Source organism: Paenibacillus sp. BJ-4 (genome assembly GCF_020404765.1).
Taxonomy (GTDB): Bacteria; Bacillota; Bacilli; order Paenibacillales; family Paenibacillaceae; genus Paenibacillus.
This window is the reverse complement of the sequence record NZ_JAIVEM010000149.1, coordinates 1-19,855: the sequence shown is the minus strand read 5'-3', so window position 1 is coordinate 19,855 and position 19,855 is coordinate 1. Positions and strand designations below refer to the sequence as shown.

19 protein-coding genes, 1 rRNA gene and 2 pseudogenes are annotated in these 19,855 nt (G+C 41.8%); 5 read left to right on the top strand and 17 right to left on the bottom strand.

Features of this window, described 5'->3' with window-relative positions; translation table 11 throughout:
* Window positions 1-82: 82 nt before the first annotated feature.
* The 4 genes and pseudogenes from LCF57_RS22410 to LCF57_RS28345 form a co-directional block, all read right to left on the bottom strand.
* Complete coding sequence (locus tag LCF57_RS22410; RefSeq protein ID WP_226002688.1) at window positions 83-1,675, bottom strand: ABC transporter substrate-binding protein; 1,593 nt, start codon at window positions 1,673-1,675, stop codon at window positions 83-85.
* A 35-nt stretch (window positions 1,676-1,710) separates the two neighbouring features.
* The gene (locus LCF57_RS22405) at window positions 1,711-2,619 is read right to left on the bottom strand and encodes an ABC transporter permease (RefSeq protein WP_226002687.1); all 909 of its coding nucleotides are present in this window, start codon (window positions 2,617-2,619) and stop codon (window positions 1,711-1,713) included.
* 36 nt (window positions 2,620-2,655) lie between these two features.
* Entirely contained in the window at window positions 2,656-3,666 is a 1,011-nt protein-coding gene (locus LCF57_RS22400; RefSeq protein WP_226002686.1) for an ABC transporter permease, read from the bottom strand.
* A 555-nt stretch (window positions 3,667-4,221) separates the two neighbouring features.
* Window positions 4,222-4,395 (bottom strand): annotated as a pseudogene (locus LCF57_RS28345) (MFS transporter); the annotation flags it as partial.
* 179 nt (window positions 4,396-4,574) lie between these two features.
* On the opposite strand from LCF57_RS28345, the gene LCF57_RS22395 reads away from it, so the two are divergent.
* The gene (locus LCF57_RS22395) at window positions 4,575-5,060 is read left to right on the top strand and encodes an HXXEE domain-containing protein (RefSeq protein WP_226002685.1); all 486 of its coding nucleotides are present in this window, start codon (window positions 4,575-4,577) and stop codon (window positions 5,058-5,060) included.
* A gap of 5 nt (window positions 5,061-5,065) precedes the next feature.
* Here LCF57_RS22395 and LCF57_RS22390 read toward each other — a convergent pair.
* Window positions 5,066-5,176 (bottom strand): annotated as a pseudogene (locus tag LCF57_RS22390) (helix-turn-helix domain-containing protein); the annotation flags it as partial.
* A 246-nt stretch (window positions 5,177-5,422) separates the two neighbouring features.
* Here LCF57_RS22390 and LCF57_RS22385 point away from each other — a divergent pair.
* On the top strand, window positions 5,423-5,644 hold the full coding sequence (locus LCF57_RS22385; RefSeq protein WP_226002683.1) for a hypothetical protein: 222 nt from the start codon (window positions 5,423-5,425) through the stop codon (window positions 5,642-5,644).
* A gap of 1,592 nt (window positions 5,645-7,236) precedes the next feature.
* Here LCF57_RS22385 and LCF57_RS22380 read toward each other — a convergent pair.
* From LCF57_RS22380 to LCF57_RS22345, 8 genes are all read right to left on the bottom strand, one after another.
* The gene (locus LCF57_RS22380; RefSeq protein WP_226002682.1) at window positions 7,237-7,422 is read right to left on the bottom strand and encodes a hypothetical protein; all 186 of its coding nucleotides are present in this window, start codon (window positions 7,420-7,422) and stop codon (window positions 7,237-7,239) included.
* Between the two features lie 122 nt (window positions 7,423-7,544).
* Complete coding sequence (locus LCF57_RS22375) at window positions 7,545-7,709, bottom strand: S-layer homology domain-containing protein (RefSeq protein ID WP_226002681.1); 165 nt, start codon at window positions 7,707-7,709, stop codon at window positions 7,545-7,547.
* Window positions 7,640-7,990, bottom strand: a complete 351-nt coding sequence (locus tag LCF57_RS28340) for an S-layer homology domain-containing protein (RefSeq protein WP_226002680.1) — start codon at window positions 7,988-7,990, stop codon at window positions 7,640-7,642. The genes LCF57_RS22375 and LCF57_RS28340 overlap by 70 nt, the downstream gene beginning before the upstream one ends.
* 349 nt (window positions 7,991-8,339) lie before the next feature.
* Window positions 8,340-9,329, bottom strand: a complete 990-nt coding sequence (locus LCF57_RS22365; RefSeq protein ID WP_226002679.1) for an AsnC family transcriptional regulator — start codon at window positions 9,327-9,329, stop codon at window positions 8,340-8,342.
* An 18-nt stretch (window positions 9,330-9,347) separates the two neighbouring features.
* Window positions 9,348-10,349, bottom strand: a complete 1,002-nt coding sequence (locus LCF57_RS22360; RefSeq protein WP_226002678.1) for a radical SAM/SPASM domain-containing protein — start codon at window positions 10,347-10,349, stop codon at window positions 9,348-9,350.
* A 25-nt stretch (window positions 10,350-10,374) separates the two neighbouring features.
* Complete coding sequence (locus LCF57_RS22355; RefSeq protein WP_226002677.1) at window positions 10,375-11,547, bottom strand: radical SAM/SPASM domain-containing protein; 1,173 nt, start codon at window positions 11,545-11,547, stop codon at window positions 10,375-10,377.
* 490 nt (window positions 11,548-12,037) lie between these two features.
* Window positions 12,038-12,769 (bottom strand): hypothetical protein, encoded by a 732-nt coding sequence (locus LCF57_RS22350; RefSeq protein WP_226002676.1) that lies wholly within the window; start codon window positions 12,767-12,769, stop codon window positions 12,038-12,040.
* A 14-nt stretch (window positions 12,770-12,783) separates the two neighbouring features.
* Window positions 12,784-13,377, bottom strand: coding sequence for an SH3 domain-containing protein (locus LCF57_RS22345; RefSeq protein WP_226002675.1), 594 nt, complete (start codon window positions 13,375-13,377; stop codon window positions 12,784-12,786).
* Between the two features lie 1,430 nt (window positions 13,378-14,807).
* On the opposite strand from LCF57_RS22345, the gene LCF57_RS22340 reads away from it, so the two are divergent.
* Both LCF57_RS22340 and LCF57_RS22335 read left to right on the top strand, forming a co-directional pair.
* On the top strand, window positions 14,808-15,191 hold the full coding sequence (locus LCF57_RS22340) for a hypothetical protein (protein ID WP_226002674.1): 384 nt from the start codon (window positions 14,808-14,810) through the stop codon (window positions 15,189-15,191).
* Window positions 15,191-15,562, top strand: coding sequence for a tyrosine-type recombinase/integrase (locus tag LCF57_RS22335; protein WP_226002826.1), 372 nt, complete (start codon window positions 15,191-15,193; stop codon window positions 15,560-15,562). Before LCF57_RS22340 ends, LCF57_RS22335 begins: the two co-directional genes overlap by 1 nt.
* A 643-nt stretch (window positions 15,563-16,205) precedes the next feature.
* Here LCF57_RS22335 and LCF57_RS27970 read toward each other — a convergent pair.
* Window positions 16,206-17,411 carry a radical SAM/SPASM domain-containing protein gene (locus tag LCF57_RS27970; RefSeq protein ID WP_226002673.1) on the bottom strand — a complete coding sequence of 402 codons (1,206 nt, stop codon included), beginning with the start codon at window positions 17,409-17,411 and terminating at the stop codon, window positions 16,206-16,208.
* A gap of 23 nt (window positions 17,412-17,434) precedes the next feature.
* On the bottom strand, window positions 17,435-17,662 hold the full coding sequence (locus tag LCF57_RS22325; protein ID WP_226002672.1) for a hypothetical protein: 228 nt from the start codon (window positions 17,660-17,662) through the stop codon (window positions 17,435-17,437).
* Window positions 17,663-18,435: 773 nt separating this feature from the next.
* Here LCF57_RS22325 and LCF57_RS22320 point away from each other — a divergent pair.
* Window positions 18,436-18,564 (top strand): helix-turn-helix domain-containing protein, encoded by a 129-nt coding sequence (locus LCF57_RS22320; protein ID WP_226002825.1) that lies wholly within the window; start codon window positions 18,436-18,438, stop codon window positions 18,562-18,564.
* A gap of 33 nt (window positions 18,565-18,597) precedes the next feature.
* Here LCF57_RS22320 and LCF57_RS22315 read toward each other — a convergent pair whose 3' ends face one another.
* Entirely contained in the window at window positions 18,598-19,278 is a 681-nt protein-coding gene (locus tag LCF57_RS22315; protein WP_226002671.1) for an SOS response-associated peptidase, read from the bottom strand.
* Window positions 19,279-19,533: 255 nt separating this feature from the next.
* A 5S ribosomal RNA gene (rrf, locus tag LCF57_RS22305) occupies window positions 19,534-19,650 on the bottom strand.
* Window positions 19,651-19,855: the final 205 nt, after the last annotated feature.

The following is a 19,855-nucleotide window of genomic DNA, read 5'->3' as shown; positions in this document are numbered from 1 at the left end:
CCCGGAACATCAGCCTGCTTCAGATGTAAAATGATAGCCTTCGGCTGTAATCAACCGAAGGCATCCAGATAAGATGAACAACCTACTCTTTCTTCAATGAATAGAATCGAATGACTTCATCCGGATAGTACACATATCCTGTGATATCCTTGCTCATGCCGACAACCCGGTTGTATTCATATAGGTACGCCCAAGGGGAATCTTGATTGATAAGCTCTTGCGCTTTGCCATACAGTTCTTTTCGTTTATTTGCATCCTGCTCTTTGCCTGCTTGTTCCCACAACTTATCCACTTCCGGATTAGCGTAATGGATATAGTTCGAGGAACCACCACTGTACATCAGGAATCCAAGATGGTAACCCGGGTCGTTGACAAAGGAAGTCCATTTAGAAATGTATGCAGTCAGATTACCTTCTCTTTGCTGTTCAAGGAACTGTGCACGGGCAACGTTGACAACGTTCATTTTTACGCCGATTTTGGCAAGCTCAGCTTGAATCAACACAGCGTCATCCGCCCAGTCCTGGAAGCCGGAGCCCAGAGTCATATCGAAGCTAAAGCCATTAGGATAACCCGCTTCGGTAAGCAGCTGTTTCGCTTTGTTCAGATCGTACTTATAGTTGTAGCCTGCATCGGTGTAGCCCGGTGTGTTGCTCGCTACGGAACTCTTCATTTGCTTCGCTTGACCGTACATGACATCGTCGATTAATTGGTCGTAAGGAATAGCATAAGAAATCGCTTGGCGCACTTTTGGATTATTAAAAGGTTCTATTTTGTTATTCATGGCAAAATACAGAATCCGGTTGCTTGCGTTGGATTGAACCTTCAGATCGGTGTTGGTTTCCAGTTTGGCAACGTCCTTGGCAGGAATTTCAATCGCCATATCGACATCGCCTTTATCCAGCAGGAGTACACGGTTGGAAGCTTCCTTGGTAAACTTCATCGTTACTTTGCTCAGGCTTGGTGCTCCTTGCCAGTAGCTGGCATTGGCATTAAAGACGGCTTCTGTCGCAGGGTCCCATTTTTCAAGCTTGAACGGACCGGAACCTGCTGCATTTGTTTTCAAATACTCGCCATCGCCCTTTTCTTTGACAAGCACGTCATCCACGATGGAGAAGTTATACAAGGACAGAATTTGCAGGAACATATGATTAGGCTGGGACAAGGTAATGACAACGGTATGCTCATCTGGCGCAGTAGCGGTTTTGATCGAGCTCATGCCGTAAAGAAAGCTGCCGGAATCGGAATTTTTAAGCCGCTCAAAGGAATACAACACGGAATTGGCGGTCAGCGGGTTACCGCTTTGGAATTTAACGTCTTTACGCAGGTGCATTGTATAGGTCATGTTATCAGCGGAAACGTCCCATTTCTCAGCCAGCATGGGCTTGATTGCTTCCGTGTCTGCGACCTCACCGCTGTCGGTAGATTTTTTGCCGTAGGTCACAAGCTGATCATAGAGCGCAAGCACAAGTGTATCGGATGTAAGGTCACTTGCTTCAGCAGGGTCCATGGTTGACCCTCCCTCCGAGTAGGCAAGCGTAATCGCCTTTGGCGGAGCTGAAGCCTCTGTGCCTTTCTCTCCGGATGAAGCGGACGGGCTATTGGCATTGCTTGCGCAGCCTGCCGTCCAAAGCAACGTAGATAAGACGACAATTAGAGAAAGACTTTTTTTCAACATGGCTTACGCTCTCCCCTTTGATGATCTATTATTTTTTATTTGCTAGAGCGAAGTCTAGGATCAAGGACATCCCGCAAACCGTCTCCAAGCAAATTGAAGCCCAAAATAGCTGTTGCGATTCCTAGACCCGGGAAGGTTACAATCCACCACTCACCGGAAATGATATACGCCCGCCCTTCTGAAATCATGGCCCCCCATTCAGCAATCGGGGGTTTGACACCAAGCCCCAGAAAGCTAAGACTGGCAGACGTCAAAATGGCGAAGCCCATTCCGAGGGTTGCATTCACAAGCAGCGGAGCAAGTGCATTCGGCAGAATGTGGCGAAACAAGATCGTTCCGTTCGTTACACCAATGGCCCGGCTGGCCTCCACAAACTCCTTCTCCCGAAGAGAGATGGTTTGTCCGTGAATCAGTCTGGCGAATTCGGGGATACCCACAATCCCCACAGCGATGAGAGCACTCATCAGTCCTGGTCCCATGGCTGCGGCAATCGCCATGGCGAGTACCAGCGACGGGAAAGCAAGCAGGATATCCATACAGCGCATAATAAGACTGCCCATCCGACCGCCATAGAACCCGGCGACTGCTCCAAGTGGTACGCCGATGATAAACGAAATTGACACGGCGATCATCCCTGTCCAAATGCTGATTCTGGCCCCGTAAATAACACGGCTAAGAATGTCACGACCATAATTGTCGGTTCCAAACCAATGCTCTGCACTTGGTGGCAACAGCTTGTTCGCCGGGTCGGTTACATAAGGATCATGTGGAACGATCCATGATGAGAGGATGGCAACGAGCGTCCATCCAACAATAAAGATGAAGCCGATTAAAGCGAGCTTGTTGCCAAACAATAAGCGCCAAAAAGTCTTTCTTTTCGGTATAGCGGCTGTATTGGACTGAGGCACAGCCGCTTTTGCCACCAAATCACTTGCAGTGCTCATCCGAGTACCTCCCCCCTACTTTTGTGCTGCGTTTCATCATTCGTACCGGATACGTGGGTCAATTAATCCGTAAATCAGATCCACTCCGAGGTTGATAAAGCTGTAAATCAGCGCACTTACAAGGGTAAATGCTTGAATCGGTGCGTAATCAGCCGCTAATATGGAATCCGTCACATAGCTGCCCACCCCTGGCCAGGTAAAGATCGTTTCGGTAATAACCGCCCCACCAATCAGATAGCCGACCTGCAAACCCAGTACGGTTAGTGTTGGAATAAAAGCATTAATGAGTGCGTGCTTGTAAATGACACCCCCCTCACGCAAGCCTTTGGCTCTCGCTGTACGGACAAAATCCTGGCCGATGACTTCCAGCATGCTTGAACGCATCATCCGTGCCACAATCGCCATAGTGCCTGTGCTGAGACAGATCGCGGGCAGGAGCAAATGGGATAAGCTGCTTTTTAAAGCTACAAAATCTCCCGTCATCAAACTATCGAGCACATAAAATCCCGTAATGTGTGTGGGAGGATTGATGTCACCGCTAATCCGACCCATTGGTGCAGGAGCGATACCCCATTTAGCATAAAAAATATAAATGAATAACAATCCAATCCAGAAGATAGGCATACATGCACCGATTAAGGAAAACACACGTGAAATGTGGTCAACAATCGATTCTTTACGGGTCGCCGCCAGGATGCCGATCGGGATTGCTACCAGGATCGCAATGATCAAACTTGCCAATGCCAGCTCGATCGTTGCCGGAAACCGGGTAGCAAAGTCACTGGCCACCGATTGCCCGGTGTGGTAAGCCTGACCCAGATCACCATGGAACAATCCGACAACATAATGAAAGAACTGAATGTACTTTGGTTGATCCAGTCCCATGCTGCTGCGAATATTTTCAATCGTCTCAGGTGTAGCCTGTTCCCCTGCAAGCATCACAGCAGGATCACCTGGAAGCACTCTCGAGATTATGAATGTGATGACGACAATACCAAGCAGTGCCGGAATCATTTGAATCAGTCTACGCAGTGTGTAAACGGCCACAGCCTGTCCCCCCCTTGTTCTAAATCCCTTTCTCCCTGTCAAGTTTCTTTTCATTTGTTGTTATTTTGAATAATTGTACTAAGGAAACGAAGTAGGTTCCACGTCCTGAGTAACTAAAAATAATGACGAAATTTGTCGTTCGTGCACTAAAATAACTCTCCATGTAATTTAAATGTTATGTATTATGTAAAAATCAAAAACATGGAAATATTATAGTAAGCAGCATTACAGCAAAGGTCCTTCATCCAACAGGACAAAGGACCTTTCTCAACTGTGTTTTTGTTTAAAACCACCCATTTTTGCTGGATATCCGTAAGTCTCGCCTCATTCCACTTCCTGCTGATTTTCCTGAAATTCCTTATAATTTATTATACTTTTCCTCTTCTTATCCCCAACATAATGATAGCCATAACAGCTACCAAAACCGCTATAAGAGCAAAGGGGATATATTGTCTACTCGGTACAAGGTGGTCGTCAAAATAGGAGCAATAATTGCTGAGATTCCCTGTACCGCAGCAACCAAACCTGCAGCTCCCCCTTGCTGTTCCTGACTTCTTGGGACGAGGACAGCACCGCCGGGATAAAGCCACCTATTAAACCGCGTGTAACAGTCAGCAAGACTAACAGCAGTCCACCATTAGGCCATCCATGTAATCCACCAACAAGAGTAAGCGTAAACAGCAAACAGCTTACACACATCCCCATGAATCCAAGCAGGATTACAGGCTTACAGAAGTATACGGGTCATACCAAAAGCCTACTGCCTATACACGGATGAATCTGCGGTAAAAACGGATTTAATTTATTTTAGGCTCTATTAATAGATTTTGAGCAATTTGAATGGTATCGTGAAGTTGGTGAAACTGACTACCTTATATATGAATAGATGATATGAAGGAGAGGTAATTTTGAAGGAATTAGTTATTTTATTTCTATTCTCTATCACTTTGCATAATTTAGAAGAAGCATTATGGTTACCAGCTTGGTCTCAAAACGCCTCAAAATTTCAAAAACCTGTAGAAAAAAATGAATTTTATTTTGCGATAATTATTATTACTTCTTTGGCTTATCTTTCGACCTTTTTTTATTTGTTTTCCCCAGATTCCAGTTTAGCTAAATATATTCTTACTGGTTTCCTTGGTTCTATGATTGTTAATGCACTTTTTCCGCATTTACTTGCAAGTATCATATTAAAAAGATATGCACCAGGAGTTTTAACTGGGGTTTTATTAAATATTCCTATAAACAGTTTAATTCTATATCAATTTTTCCAAAGTCATGAATTAACATTTAAAATGTTGCTTCTCTCCACATTGGTTGTAGGAATAGTGCTGGTAGGTCTAATTCCTATTTTATTCAAGGTAGGAAAATCTCTTACGAAACAAATATATTAGAAATGTTAAAATACTTTCTTTACTGCTGATGGCTTCACTCCGTATTCACGGAAAAATTGCTCCGAGAATGCACTCACATTGCTATAGCCTACAGCCATCGCCGCTTCTGTCACATTAATGATAACGAATTTGAATCCACAAGCATTCACCTCAAATGTATTCATTCAATTTGATACTATAAGTGAGAATTATAATCATTAATATTAGCTGAATATGAACGGTTTGAACAGATGAATCTCATTCATAAATCCAGTGCTCAATGATCTCCTTCACCTTTTGCACATGATGCTTTGAAGGAGACAAAGCGGTGTTTGCAGAAATAAGATATAATGTTAATACGAATGTTAAAGGAGCTGAAAAAAATGTCAGCACAGATCATCCCTTTTCCAAAATCGGCTAAGCAACCGACTAAGGAATTTGACCCGTTTGAGGAAGCTCTTGTTGAAATGGAAGAAAGGCTCGGTGTTTCTGTTTCTGACTATTTAGGCTTTTCGGGAAATCCTAAAAAGACAAAAAAAATCGTAGAACGAAACATGAACCGTGAGACTTTTAAAATCCTCACTGATCTTAGCTATAACCGTTAAATGATACTTACCCATAGCTACAACCTTTCGGGTTGTAGCTTATTTTATTGTCAGGAGTTGGGTGGCGTATTTGGCCGCCCTAGACCTGGTTAAGCGTGAGCCCTTATTCCTGCGTTTGTTTTATTTTGTTGTCATGCCCTGGTTAAATTCGATCTGTCAGGTGCCTGCATATAAACACAAAAAAAGTCTGGTAAATGAGACAATCCCCTTCACCAGACTTAAAGTATGGATGTTAAAGATCAATATAAACCCACTATTTTGATTATTTTAGTATGTGATGATTCAATTCTGACCGATTCCGGTCATTTTTGAGCATTTTTACGTCAAAAATAAATGAATTCATCTTTTATTGAATAGAGAACCATGATATAATGACTACATAAGATATTTAGAATTCTATTGACTATAGTCAAAAAAATAACCGCAGCTATATGGGCTACGGTGCAGATTTATGTTTGGTGGAAAAATGCACAATGAATCACCGGCATAAAAAATCGTCTAAAAAGGATTACTCAAACTTGGCCGTGGGAGTAATCCTTTTTTGTGTTAATTGTAAAGCGTGTTCAAGTACATCAACAAAGAAATCAGACCAGTTATGGTCGTAACAATTAATTGAATTATTGCTATTGTATTTTTCATTTTTTGATCCTCCGATCAGCCGGAGGATTTGCTTCAGTTGCTTATTTTTCCAATCCTTAATCTGTAAGCATATTATAGCATAGACTCAGACAAGCGACCAGCGCTAAAACGGCTTAAACCCCTGTTATATCAAGCTCTAACATCCCGAAAACCTCAATTATATAAGGGAAATAGACATTCAAAAACTTGAAAAATTTTTTTTCAAGGCAAAAATTGCATCTCAAAAACTCCCAAATCCCCTCTTATTACGGAATAACAAAAAAAGCGGCCAACTGGCCGCTCTTTTAATCATGGTTGATACTTAATACCAAGTGCCTCTTGAATGGAATTTTGAAGCAACTGAAAACAATATAAATTACTCAACGCCTTTAAAGGGTTTAAGATAATCAAAGGCCGGGGTAATCCGGGCTTCCTTTTAAGCCAAGGTACGCAGAAGAGAATCTGCCTGGAAACCAAAGCCTCAAGGTAGATCCTTACGCATGCTTCTGCCTATTCCTTTAAATCATATAAGGAAACAATATCTGCACCCTTGTAAGCTTGTACAGGGCGGCAAGTGCCATAATAGGCCGTCCTAATGGAGCATCCGGAAGGCTACCATGCTTGTAAAAAGCCAAATAAAAAAAGCCGACGCTACGCCGGTGGTCTAAAACTTATGCATGTTTAGGAACATTACTGCTGAAATTTTTGTGTGATGGGGTAATAAGATACTATGAAAAGGGGCATTGCGAGTACCTTTTCGCAGAAAACGTGTTATAATAGTAATATACAGTGGAAGTCCAGGGTACAATAAAAAATAGCCGCGATGTTGGACGCATCGCAGCTATGACAAAGTGCCTGTAGGCAACCACGGCGAGAATTTCAGGAACGAAAAACCACCGGATTATGCAGGCGCTCACCTACTCCCGGTGGTTTTTCTTGTCTTGCGCTTGTTTCTTTCCAGGCGTTAAGTATACTCAACTTCTCGCTTTCCTTCTTCTGTAAAAATGATCTGAGTTTTTTTTCCCATCAGGATATTCTTTAATCATCTTTCCATTTTCCTCATAGACAGAAGGAACACCGTTTTTTTTGGCTTCTTGACGCGCTGATTCGGTCGCTCTTTTCAAAATATCTTTTAAGTCATTTGTAGAAATTCTGCTCACAAGACAACCTCCAAATCCCAAATATTTATCTTCTTATACATCAATTTTCACAGTTATACACGGTTTATGGATTCAGGATAATGACTTGGGCAGTATTTGCCCGAGCTTGATATTTTCTTTCATTATTTTTTCTCTTTCAAAGAAAGCATGGTTCCTTCCTGCCTATTCATATGGTCTTTCGGTCTAAATGTTCCGTCCGGATACCCTTGGACCATATTCATCTTCGTAAGACCCATAATCTCTCCTTTGGCCCACTGAGCAATCTTATCCTGGTCCAAGTATACCACTGATTCCCTCTCTCATTTTCGGCAGCCTGAAGCACTCTACCGATCATCTTAGAAGCTTGTTCTCGATTGAGTACCACCATTGCTGCAAACTCCATTCTCGTGACACTACGATTGGGCTCAAATATATCCGGTGTTGTACCACGAAGGATATTCTGATCCTGAAGGTACCGGATCTCTTTTTTAGCATAGGAATTACCAATATCCTTAAAACCACCATTTCGAGTTGAACCTTCAGCACCATCCGAATGATCCTTTTTTGGAAGGCATTGTTGACGGCCCAACTACCGGTTGTACTTTGGATGACCCTTCAGTATCCCCGTCAATTTCATCTGAGCCCTCTTCTTTTTTAGCGTGTAAGCTTCGGTTCGCTTCGAATTTCAGCCTCATTTTCGGTCCATATAAGAACCTCATATTTGGTGTTAGTCGTAAGTCCATCCCAGTGGAATTCTCGCGCCTTTCCCTTGTAGATTTCTTGGTTTTTGTGAGAAATAACGAAAATCTCATTCGGGCGGTCTTATTCCCATGTGTAATCAATAAAAGTTTCTGCCCAGTCAAAGACGTTAACCTGTCAACACGAAAAACGGACGCTGTCCTTGAAGAGACGGCATCCGTGTGAATATAAGAAACGCTTTAGATCGAAAAGCTCGTTTTCTTCAGTTCTTCCGTGCTGAACAGAATATCGTAATCCTTGATGTCTTCGAGCCGAACAAATTGCTCCGCAACTTTCTGAACAGACGCTTCATCGGGTCCATGAATCATGGCGTATAAATTATACGGCCAATCGGGATGCGCCCGGCGCTTGTAGCAGTGGCTGACTTCCGAATAACCGGCCAGCCTTTTTCCTGCCTCAGGTATATGCTCCTCAGGAAGTACGCAGATGAACAGGCCATTTGCTGAAAATCCCGCTTCCCTATGCTTTAGAACGGCTCCGATTCGTTTGAGTGCTCCTCCTGCCTGCAGCGCCTGCAAGCGCAGAAACACCTCTTCCAAGCTGCAACCTGTCTTATTGGCAATCTCGGTATACGGTTCAGTTGACAACGGAAGATCTCCCTGCAGTTCGCGGATCAGCTGCAAATCCGTTATTTCTATTTTGCATGGTTCCTGTTTGGAAGTTGCGACTCCATTCAAGTTCGGGCTGGGTGTAATGGCTGATGCATCAGCCTTATCTTCCATATTCAAGAAGACCTTTAGTTTGAATAATTGCTCGGAGGGAAACTCAAATAGAAGCGGCCCGCCCGCCGCTTCACGGATCGTTTCAAGAATAGCCCCCCGTTCTTCCTCGGTCCGGGAAGTCAGCGTGAACCACATATTGAGCCTGCTGCGCCGGCGGTAGTTATGGGTTACGCCTCTATACCTGTTGACGACAGCAGCGGTCTGGTAAAAAAGCTCCTCCCTGACTGCCATCGCATACAAACAGCCCCTAAATCCCAGTCCCGTCGGATTAAACACCCCGCCGATCCGCCGGATGAATCCCTCTTTCTTCAGCCTTTCAAGCCTTTGAAGCACATCTTCCTGGCGCAATTCCAGTTCCTCCGCAATGGCATTCCAAGGGCGTCTGACCAGAGGAAGCCCGATTTGCAGCCGATTCAGCAGCTTCCGGTCGTTCGAATCCAGGTCCACTGTTCCCACCTCCCCAGCTTACAGCGCCGCCGATCTTTTGTAACACCACGGCTCTTCGGCCATGAAATTGCCGCCGCTGTAATAGTACGATCTCGCCCGGCAGCCGCCACAAATGCCCACATCGGGACAGGAGCCGCATTCTCCTTCATATTTCTTGAAGTCTCTTAAATCCCGAAACACCGGATTATCCCGCCATATTTCATCAAAAGGCTGCTCGCGAACATTCCCCACCTTGACCGGCAGGTACGGACAAATATGCACCTCGCCACTCGGCAGCACCGAACAATAGGAGACCCCGGCCAGACAACCGCGCGTGTACCGCATTTCCAGCCCCATGCTCTTGGCAAGCGGCATGAACTGGGGAGCGCATGTCGGTTTGATTTCAAGGGATGTTGATTTCTGTTTGGACAGAACACTGCGCAGAACCGAGTAATACCGTTCCCGCTTCAGCCCGTCTTCTTCGATATGGATGGCCCGTCCGGTCGGGACGAGAAAGAACGGGTGCAGAGAGGATACATGAAGCTCCTCGGCAAGCTGGGCAACCTGCACGAAATCATCCATATTGCCCTCGGTCAGCGTCATGTTAATCTGCACTCTCAGCCCGGCTTCCTGGGCATAACGGATGCCCTCCAATGCTTGCTCCCAGCCTTCCGGCGCATTCCTGAACCGGTTGTGATACTCAGGCGTGGCGCTGTCTATGCTGATCGCAATGCCCCCCAGCCCCGCTTTTTTCAGCTCCGCAGCTTTGGCGGCGGTCAGAAGCGTGCCGTTGCTGCCAAGTGCGGGACGAAGGCCGATAGACGATGCATACGCGATCAATTCGCAGAGATCTTCACGGATCAAGGGCTCGCCGCCGCTGAATATGAGAAGCTTGAATCCGGCCTGCTTGATCTGATCAATGAGCCGGATGCCTTCCTCCGTGGCTAGCTGGTCTTCTACAGACGATGTCGGCCCCGAGTCGCGATAGCAGTGTTCGCAGTATAAATTGCATTTCTTGGTCACATTCCAGGAAACGAGCATGCGTATTCAGCCTTCCTTTCCAGTGTTATACGATTCCAATTTCACGGTCACTTAAATAACAGGATGGGTCCTCCGCCCAGAAATCACCGCTTACCGAAGCCCGGGCGCGGAAATTTCCGTTACAGATATCCAGCCAATTGCATTCTCTGCAGCGTCCCTTTAGCAGCGGTTTACGGTCGCGCAGGCCGGCCATTAGCGGATGAGCGGCATCACGCCAAATCTCGCTGAATTTCTGCTTGCGGATATTGCCGATTTCGATATCTCTCGTGAACTGATCGGGATAGACGTTGCCGTGCCAATCCACGCAGCCAATGGCTATTCCGGAACGGTTGCCGCCGTTTCTCTGAAGCAAGCCAAGCAGTTCAGCCGCGCGCTCCGGGTCGTGCTCCATCATCCGCTGGTATAAGTAAACGCCATCCGCATGATTATCAACGGTGAGCAATTCCACCGGTTTGCCTTTGCCATGCAGGTCCATCGTTTTAGCCATAATCCGGTCAAGAGCATGCCGAGATTGTTCATGGGTAACATCCTCTTGCTGCAGGGCGCTCCCGCGGCCGGAATAGACGAGATGGTAGAAGCAGGACCGAGGAATATTTTCCCACTCGATCAAATCAAGAACTCCATCCAAGTCTTCATATGTATGTCTGCTGATCGTGAACCGGACCCCTACCTTCTGGTCGATGGCCAAGCAGTTTCGGATACCCTGAAGCGCCTGTTCAAAGGCTCCTTTTCGCCCGCGAAATTCATCATGGCGCTCTTTCAGCCCATCCAGGCTTACACCGACATATTTAACCCCTGCTTCTTTTAGCATCTTCGCTCTGTCCATGGTAATCATTGTGCCATTGGTCGATACTACCGGCCGAAGCCCTTTGCTTGACGCATAAGAAATCAGCTCATAAATATCTTTACGGATCAAAGGCTCTCCACCGGAAAAAAGCAGTACCGGCACCTGGAAGGCAGCCAGATTATCAATAAACACCTTAGCTTCCTCCGTCGATATTTCATCGGGATCATGGACAGGACAGGCATTCGCATAACAATGTTTACAGGTTAAGTTGCAAGCTCGTGTCGAATTCCATACGACGACAGGCCCTCTGCCCGCGGAAACGCCATGCGGTTTGTGTTCCGGCTTAATGGTATAACGAAGGTCATCGCCTTCTCCCTTCATACCGGTAAGTAGTTTCGTTACATTAATCATTTCCGCTCCCTCATCTCCCTATAAATTAGATACCAGTTCTTTTTATCTTAAAATATCTTGTGATAATAAGGATATGCGCTATTATCTTGCTCTTGCGCCGCATTAATGCTTGGGTCTGCAATAAGAAGAAACGCCTGACGGCGTCTTATTAGAGCTTAAACTTCCGAAGTAGCGATACGAGTATCGCTTTTAGGTACGTTTTTCGTAAAAATATAAGACCATACGATAGGTGCGAAGCCTAAAAAGTCTTATATTTCAAGAAAAAAACCCGCAATGCTGCGGGTACCAAAAAGGTCGTGGCCGAAATGATTTTTTCTTACCGTTAGCCAGTTCTATGATCATAACAACAAGAACGAGCAATGAAATGAGCTAACTTTCCCGGGTCATGTACACAACGTCCATCATACTAAAGAAACAGCTGTAAAGTTGCAGAGAAATCCTCCGCAATGGACGCACCTATTCCAATAGTCTAATTACATTCAAATTATTATTACCCTTTTAATAATTTATCTTCTTTAATCGGAGCAGTAATTTCTTTGATCTCCACTTCATCATTCATTTTTTGCAAGTTCATTGGCATGGAGTCTAAATATTTGTATTCCTCGACTCTAACGGAGTCTTCTGTCCAATTCCCCTCTTTATCTTTCACAAAGACCTCTCTCTTCACCGGGAGCCCTGTTTTAGTATCAATGGTTACAGTCTCTTTTTTAAGATTGGTTTCTGCTACAACCTCTTGAAGTGATGCGTCATTTGATTGTGGTCGTAAAGATTTCACCCAATTTTGCTCTTTCATTTCTTTTTTCTGTTCTTCCATTAGAGAGATATTTAAAATTTTCTTATTTTCATTAGCCAGGTTAACTGGCAATATCCAAGTGTTCCCTACAAGTTTTCCTGTTACATGATCCCTTCCTATAGAAGTGACTCGTCTTCCCTCTTCAGAAACTATAATTTTATTTTGTAGGACTCCTCCGACATAATCTTCAGTAACTTCACTTAGGTTTTTCCGATCACGGATGCGTATTTGATAAGAACTATCTGAATAAGTGCTTGAAGAAACAGATAATTTGATATACTCCACCTGACTATTCGTGGCTTTGTCAGCAGCTGCGATCGTTTCACTCTGGGCACTGACAACTCTATCTGCGTTTAGATAGAAAAAACCTGAAGCAGCCACCACTACTAATGGAACTGCAAGGATACTAGTTAATGTTTTCTTTTTCATCATCTTCGCCTCCTTTACTCCGCTTTTAAATTCCAGCCATTCACATATCCGTCAGTATGGTAGTCCGTATCAAGAACCCTCCATGCATTAGGATTACATACCGTTGCTTTTAACTCATCATCATAAGCAGGGAGGTACTTCCCTTGAGGTTCAGTAATACCACTACTGCCCCCAAGATTCGGACAAGCATCCCTATAAAGCGTGCTCGATCGTGCTACCTTTGTTGTATGTGTATATTCGTAATTAAAAGGCCCTTGTTCTGCAGAAATATACCAAGCGGTATAGCCAACAGCCGCATTTGAATAATAACCAATACTGGCATCTGGGTAGTAGTTGCGGTTCCATTCCTGTCCATTACCCGTAATAGGGGCACATCCATTGGGTGTCGTTGGACAGTAACTAATAATATCTTCTCCATAGCTTACTTGGGCAATTACTGGATAACTAAATCCTGGTCCAGTTCTTACATTTAACCCTCCGATCACTACATCCATCACACTCGTCGTTTTTTCATATGGAGCAAGTTGTGCATGAGAAATTCCAGGCACTTGGGTTAAAAAAATACAAACAATGAGGGTGAAAACAAACTTCATACTTGATTTTAACATAAAAACCAAACACCTCCTATTTTTATGTAGCTGTCCTAGCCTCTTTGTTCAATAACGGTATCGGCATGACCGAACAATGGACTGTACCATATATCCTCACATCCGATTGTGTTGAGGGCTAGAATCTTTAGAACAAACGTTTTTCCTCACAAGTTCGATCTTTCTCTTTACTTTCATTAAATGTTTACCAGCAAAACCCCCACCTTCCCAATTAAATATTTAAAGCTCGTTGATAGGTGATGCTTATACAAATTCCAATCTATTTTTAAAAGATTAGGAAGTGTATACCTTTCAATTTAGATATTCATAAATATTTAATTAATGGTAATTATTTCAATGTTGATTATATCATATGGCTTCAGTTTTTCTAGAAATATATTCGTAAAATTACTATATTTGATTCTTCTTTCCCAGATACCTACATATCAGAAAGTTTATTTGCCTCAAAATAAGGCTAAAATATCTAAATTCTTTTTAGGACGTTAGATAGATTCACCTCATAACTGGTCAATTTATGAAATTAAAAAACTGGATTCGTTCGCTATTAAAGTAGTTAAAGGTATGCATTATATAAAAGCAAAAAAGCGGCTCTCGCCGCTTACAAAACATCTTATTTTATTAGCAGGAAGGCAGACAGCCTCTATTCTGGAGTTCTCTAATCTATCTCGATCGGTACAGCTTGACGAGCCCTTGGATCATCGGAAGCGTTATTCTCCCACCTTCTTATTTAAATCGACATGCGTAGAATAAGTTCCTGCATAACTTGTATATGATAGGGAAAAAAACCGCCAACACGTTTGGGATGTTGGCGGTTCTCTCTACATATTCCATTTGTGTAGAGGTAAGCAATGCAAACACATTTTATCATGTCTTAAACATACATACAAGAAATCTTAAGCCAGCCACTAAGGTTGATTCACTGCGATGAATTGTTTATTATTTTAGGTTCACTACTCTATTTGTTCTTTTTATCATTCGCTGATAATATATAAAAGTGTTAATGGAAAACCCCAAACGTAGAGAATTACCAAAATCAGAATTTGGTGCAACTATTGTCTATAGTTACTTGATAACTGAAGAATATCTAGTATTGAGGTGATATGTTTGTATTTAGTAGATTCTGCTATTAATGTAGATTTGGATATATCTGATCTCATAGAAGATAATATTAATGAAATGAAGAATAGTATGCTAGATATTACTTATTTTGATACATTGACAAATAGGGCCTCTCTCTATGAGGACCAACAGGGTAACTATGACTATTCATTGTTTTCAAATATTGGAGTGACATATCTTTACGTACGTCAAAAAGATAAGAAGCGCGGTCTACAGACAAAAAAAGAATATATATCGATAATATTGAATTTTTTAATTATTCTTCCTTCTTTGTATAATAAGAATGATATAGAGAACTGAGCCGTTATGATATGGAGAATTACCAAAAGCATCTGGAGAAACAGTATCCCAAAAAAACTACCCGCTCTAAAAAGGTAACTATTTTAAAAGGCTTTTTAGATTGGTGCTTTGAAGAAGGGTATCTGAAGAAGAAAATTTCACGGGGACTCTCGCCAGTTAAAATCGATAAAGAGGAAATTCCTCATCGCGTTATTGATCCGGCTACGGTTGAAGCAGCAGTTCGATATTACAATGGGAATCCAAAGATAAAGTCCCTCATTTTACTGCTGGCCACTACTGGCCTACGGCTAAATGAAGTAATCACCCCACAGATGAAGCATATGTCTTATGATCCTAGAACAAACCAGTATTATCTTCAGACGATTACAAAGAACAAAAAAAGCGTTTTGCACTAATCAAGCCATACGTACTTAGTGAATTACGTGAGTATCGTAAAAGAATCGGCCTTCGTACAGATATAGATGCAGATGATGAAACCCCATTTTACCCTAACAAATTTGGTAAACACTATAACCGTTCGTATCTTTCTACGATGCTATCAGACCATATGCTAGCAGCTGGCCTGGTAACTATTGATAATAAAAGAATTACTCCTCACTATGTACGGCATTTCTTTGCACAAAGTGCATGGCATGCAGGCGCTTCACTTGATGATATTGCTGAAACACTTGGCCATAGCAGTACAAAAACACCGAAGGAAAATTATCTCCGGACGCAGCTGAAAAAGGAAAGAGATGTTAGTCATTTCGTAGATATAAATATCTAATGCAAAAAAACACGACATTAAGTGCCGTGTTTTTTGCTATGGATTATACTGCAGCCATTCATAAATATAGAACAAGATAAGGATTTACAATACTATATACATAAGAAAGAGTCACAAACATACGCCTCTTCCGCCTCTTCCTCTGAGGCTCTATTTAATCAACCTATGCGTCTAACCTCAAGGCAATCTCACGTAATTTCATAATTTTATTATGTTCTTCTATAGTTATCTCTTCATGATCGGATGTATTGGGAAACATGGACAATGATTTGCCGTTTTCTGATTTTACCAAATAACTGGGAAGTATTACTCAAGAAAAAGATGCATTTATATTCCCTCAGTGGATATTAAAGAAATACACCGTAACTTAGCGTTAAAAACTTTTAATGCTGGCTGTTTGGTGAAGTAGGGTAGTTCCCACCTGTTCCATTTTTCGCCCAGCTTAAACCCTTGAAACGTAATCATCCCCATCTATGGCTTAAAAATGTTCTCCATCGATTTTAGCAGGTTTAATAGTAGAGTGTAATAGTGTATAAAGTTATTCCCATCAAGCATTTTCATGTGCACATAGTTTCCTAAATTCACTCAATTTACATTGATTGAGAACTTTGCTTTTATTAAGTTCGATAAAAATAATACTTTTTCAAAAAAGATAATCTCCTTTTTTTAGAAAACTATCAAGATCGTATGCTGTATATTTTGGCCTATTGCCTGTTTCATTTATATTAAAGTTATATATTTGCTGAATGTTTTCGGGGTATAGTGGGACTAATTCATTTATCATTCTTGTTGTCATAAAACAAGCAACAGGATCAGCACTAAAGATATTACCCGTTAGTATACTAGCTCTAGCACGGCATCCTGAATTACAAATCAAGATATATTTACAATTAAGACAATCTTCAATTTTATTTAAAGGGATTTCATTTTCAGTAACGTATTTTTTTTCTTTAAATGCCTGTTCGACACTCTTACATCTAAAATCCGCTATTTCGTTATGAAAAAATTGACAAAATGTTGATATTCCATTGCTACGAATTGAAAGTTGATGTGAAATGTAGTGACAAGGTGATTTGGGTAGTCTATAGGATATCAAATCATCAAGTTTGATGTCGGTGTAATCTACTTCTACTTTTTGCATTTCAGAGGTGAAGATATTATTAATCTCCATATTTAATCTTTTGTGAATTTCATACGTAATAAAATTTTTTATTATTTTCTTTGAAACTTCAAAAAACTTATTGTAGTAATCATTTAAATTCATTTCTTTTTTGTTGCTTGTCACACCACCTTTATATCCAATATCAAATATACGCCATCGATGTGCTCCTATCTGTAGTATTTTTTCATAGACATTGTATAAATTTTCTACATTGTGAGGTGAACATACTGTGTGTATACAAACATTTATATCATTCCTTTGCACTAAGAGGGCAGCTATATCCCACAATTGCTTGTAAGAACTACCTTTTCGATATTCGGTGTGCTCTTCAAATCCGTCTATGCTCAATCGTATTCTTTTTAAGCCAGCTCTTATTAATTTATCTGCCATATCTTCTGTAAGCAACATCCCATTAGTAACCATGTCTGCTTTAATATCGAGTCTAGTGATTGATTCAACAATTTTCACTATATCCTTACAAAGTAGAGGCTCCCCACCAGTAATCAAAATCTTGTTAATCGGAAATTTGCCTTTAAGTTCATGAATAAGTGAAATTATTTTCTCGGTTTTCATATCATCTTCTCTATTTAAATGATCTTTATTGTGACAATACACACAATTTATATTGCAGCGTGAAGTAATTTCTAATCTTATTGAAGAATATTCTTTATTAGCTACTGTAACCACATCCCTTTGAGTTTAAGTTATCGTTAATTTCCAGTTATTATATGCCGCATGGTTTTTTCGTTTTTCTTTTTCTCATCTTCTAAACTACGCTTTGTTATTTCTTTTCTTTTTATTTCTGTTATAGTAATTTCTTCTTCGTTATCCCCATTTTCAGATGTCTTGTTTATAATTGTCTCTTTTTCGATTAACTCTTTTTCCGTGGTTTTTTTAATTACTTGCTCATCTTTCTCATGATTTTTCTCATTTGACATATTCGACACCTCCAATTGTATTACTAACATTAATGTCCATTATTTTTAATTTAATAACAATACATTTCATTTTTAACAGTGCGAGGGTCCGAAACGAAATGGGCAAACGTCATTTTGAAGGGAAATTTTTGATAGTGAATTTGAGTCATGTCCCCCAGTGTTCCATGACATCAATGCTTGTAATACCAATTTTCATAATCAAAAAGCTCCAGTTCCAGATGACGCAGGCTCTGGAAGTTCATCTGGTGACGAACTCCGTTTTCATGTAGAAGGTGGCCTCATCCACGGCATTATCGTAAGAACAGCTTTTCATACTGAGCGATCGGCCAATACATCTTCACAGGGATTGTTCTTTACTGAAGTAAATTGTAAAAAAATATTTTAGTATTTCCTGCTCTTGGCCGCTTATTTCCCATTGCTCATAGGCAATCTCATATAAAATCCCATGTCATTCCCACCGATTACACTTTGTTTCCTTAATTATATTATGACTCCCTCTAGTATCTGCTATTAAATGATGTCCTCATTCTTGAATGCTTGTACCCCTGAGAACGCACACGAATTTTCATTAAAGACTAAATAAAAAATGCACAGTAATGCGCTCTATTTGAATAAAGGACGTTTTTAAGTATAGTATACATGTACTTTTATAATTATTGTCTAGGGAAAGTTGTATGATTCTCGGTGATAGAATTAGAATTACGTATGAAAGAAAAAAGAAAAAGCTAACTCAAGAGGAGCTAGCTTTAAGAGTTAACTAAACAAATGCTGCTATTAGTAACTATGAGAATGGGTACAGTGCCCCGTCAAATGAGACATTAGTAGCTTTGGCTGTTACCCTCGATGTAGATTACATCAGAGCTCTGATAGATCGCAATTGTATATCTAATCAGTGTGAATAGGTCATATATATATCATTCCTTAAGCCTAACGGTTCACTTTGAATTAAGAGGAACTTCATCGATTAAACTTGCGTTTGTATGGCGAACATTGCCTACAGCTTTTGAAACTGGATACGAGTTCATTAGCCCAGCAGGGTATGATCGAAGCATTTCTAATGCATGTTCTGTTTTTGTTATTCCAGGGTCCAGCCATTCATCAACCGCGTCCTTCTCCAAAATCACCGGCATGCGATCATGAACAGATTGTACTAGTTCATTGGGCTGGGTTGTGATAATGGTGCAGCTACGAAGTATGTCTCCCTTAGAGTCCGCCCATTCGTCATATAGGCCAGCAAAGCCAAATACCCCTTGCTCTTTGATAACAAAACGATAAGGCTGCTTTCCATCATCTTCTTTCATCCATTCATAGAATCCATCCGCTGGAATGACTACTCGATTCTTGGCCAATAGATTGCGGAAGGCGGGCTTGGTATCCAATGTTTCAGCTCGTGCATTGATCATACTAAAACCAATTTTGATATCCTTTGCCCATCGCGGCACGAGTCCCCATCGGTAACCATCAAGCACTCTACGCCCATTATTATTATTTATTACAGCAATGGTCTGGGATGGTGCAATGTTATATCGGGGTGTGTGCTCATAGTGCATGTCCTCTACCGAAAAAGTGTCCATTACTTCGATTGTATCAGCTGCAAGCGTAAATCTTCCACACACTTCAACATCCCTCCTTTATCATAAGAGTAGAAGACGAGAATTTCTATCCGTTGTTAAAGAGAAATGTAATGGCAAAAGTTGAGGTGAATAGAGAGAAAAAACCCAAGGAAACAGCGAAAGCCCTAGCTGGTAAATTGCTTGAAGACCAAGAGTTAAGCGCATTCGTCGAGTACATTGCCAAAGGCTATGAGAAGGATATTGCCAGCAGCAAGCGTGCGCTTGTATCCTACCATGCAAAAAAAATCCCCATTAAGGGGTTGCTTNCGTCCTACTCTCCCAGGACCCTGCGGTCCAAGTACCATCGGCGCTGGAGGGCTTAACGGTCGTGTTCGGGATGGGTACGTGTGGAACCCCTCCGCTATCGCCACCAAACATGTATTTGATTCGCAAATACTTTACTCAGGAACAGCATCGCCAAATGCTGTGTGTTCGCTTGACTTATATAAGCTACTCGAACTTATATGGTGCAATGCTTACACCCTGAAAACTGGATCCGAAACTTCATTGCGTCTTATTTTTAGGATAAGCCCTCGACCGATTAGTATTGGTCAGCTCCATGCATTACTGCACTTCCACC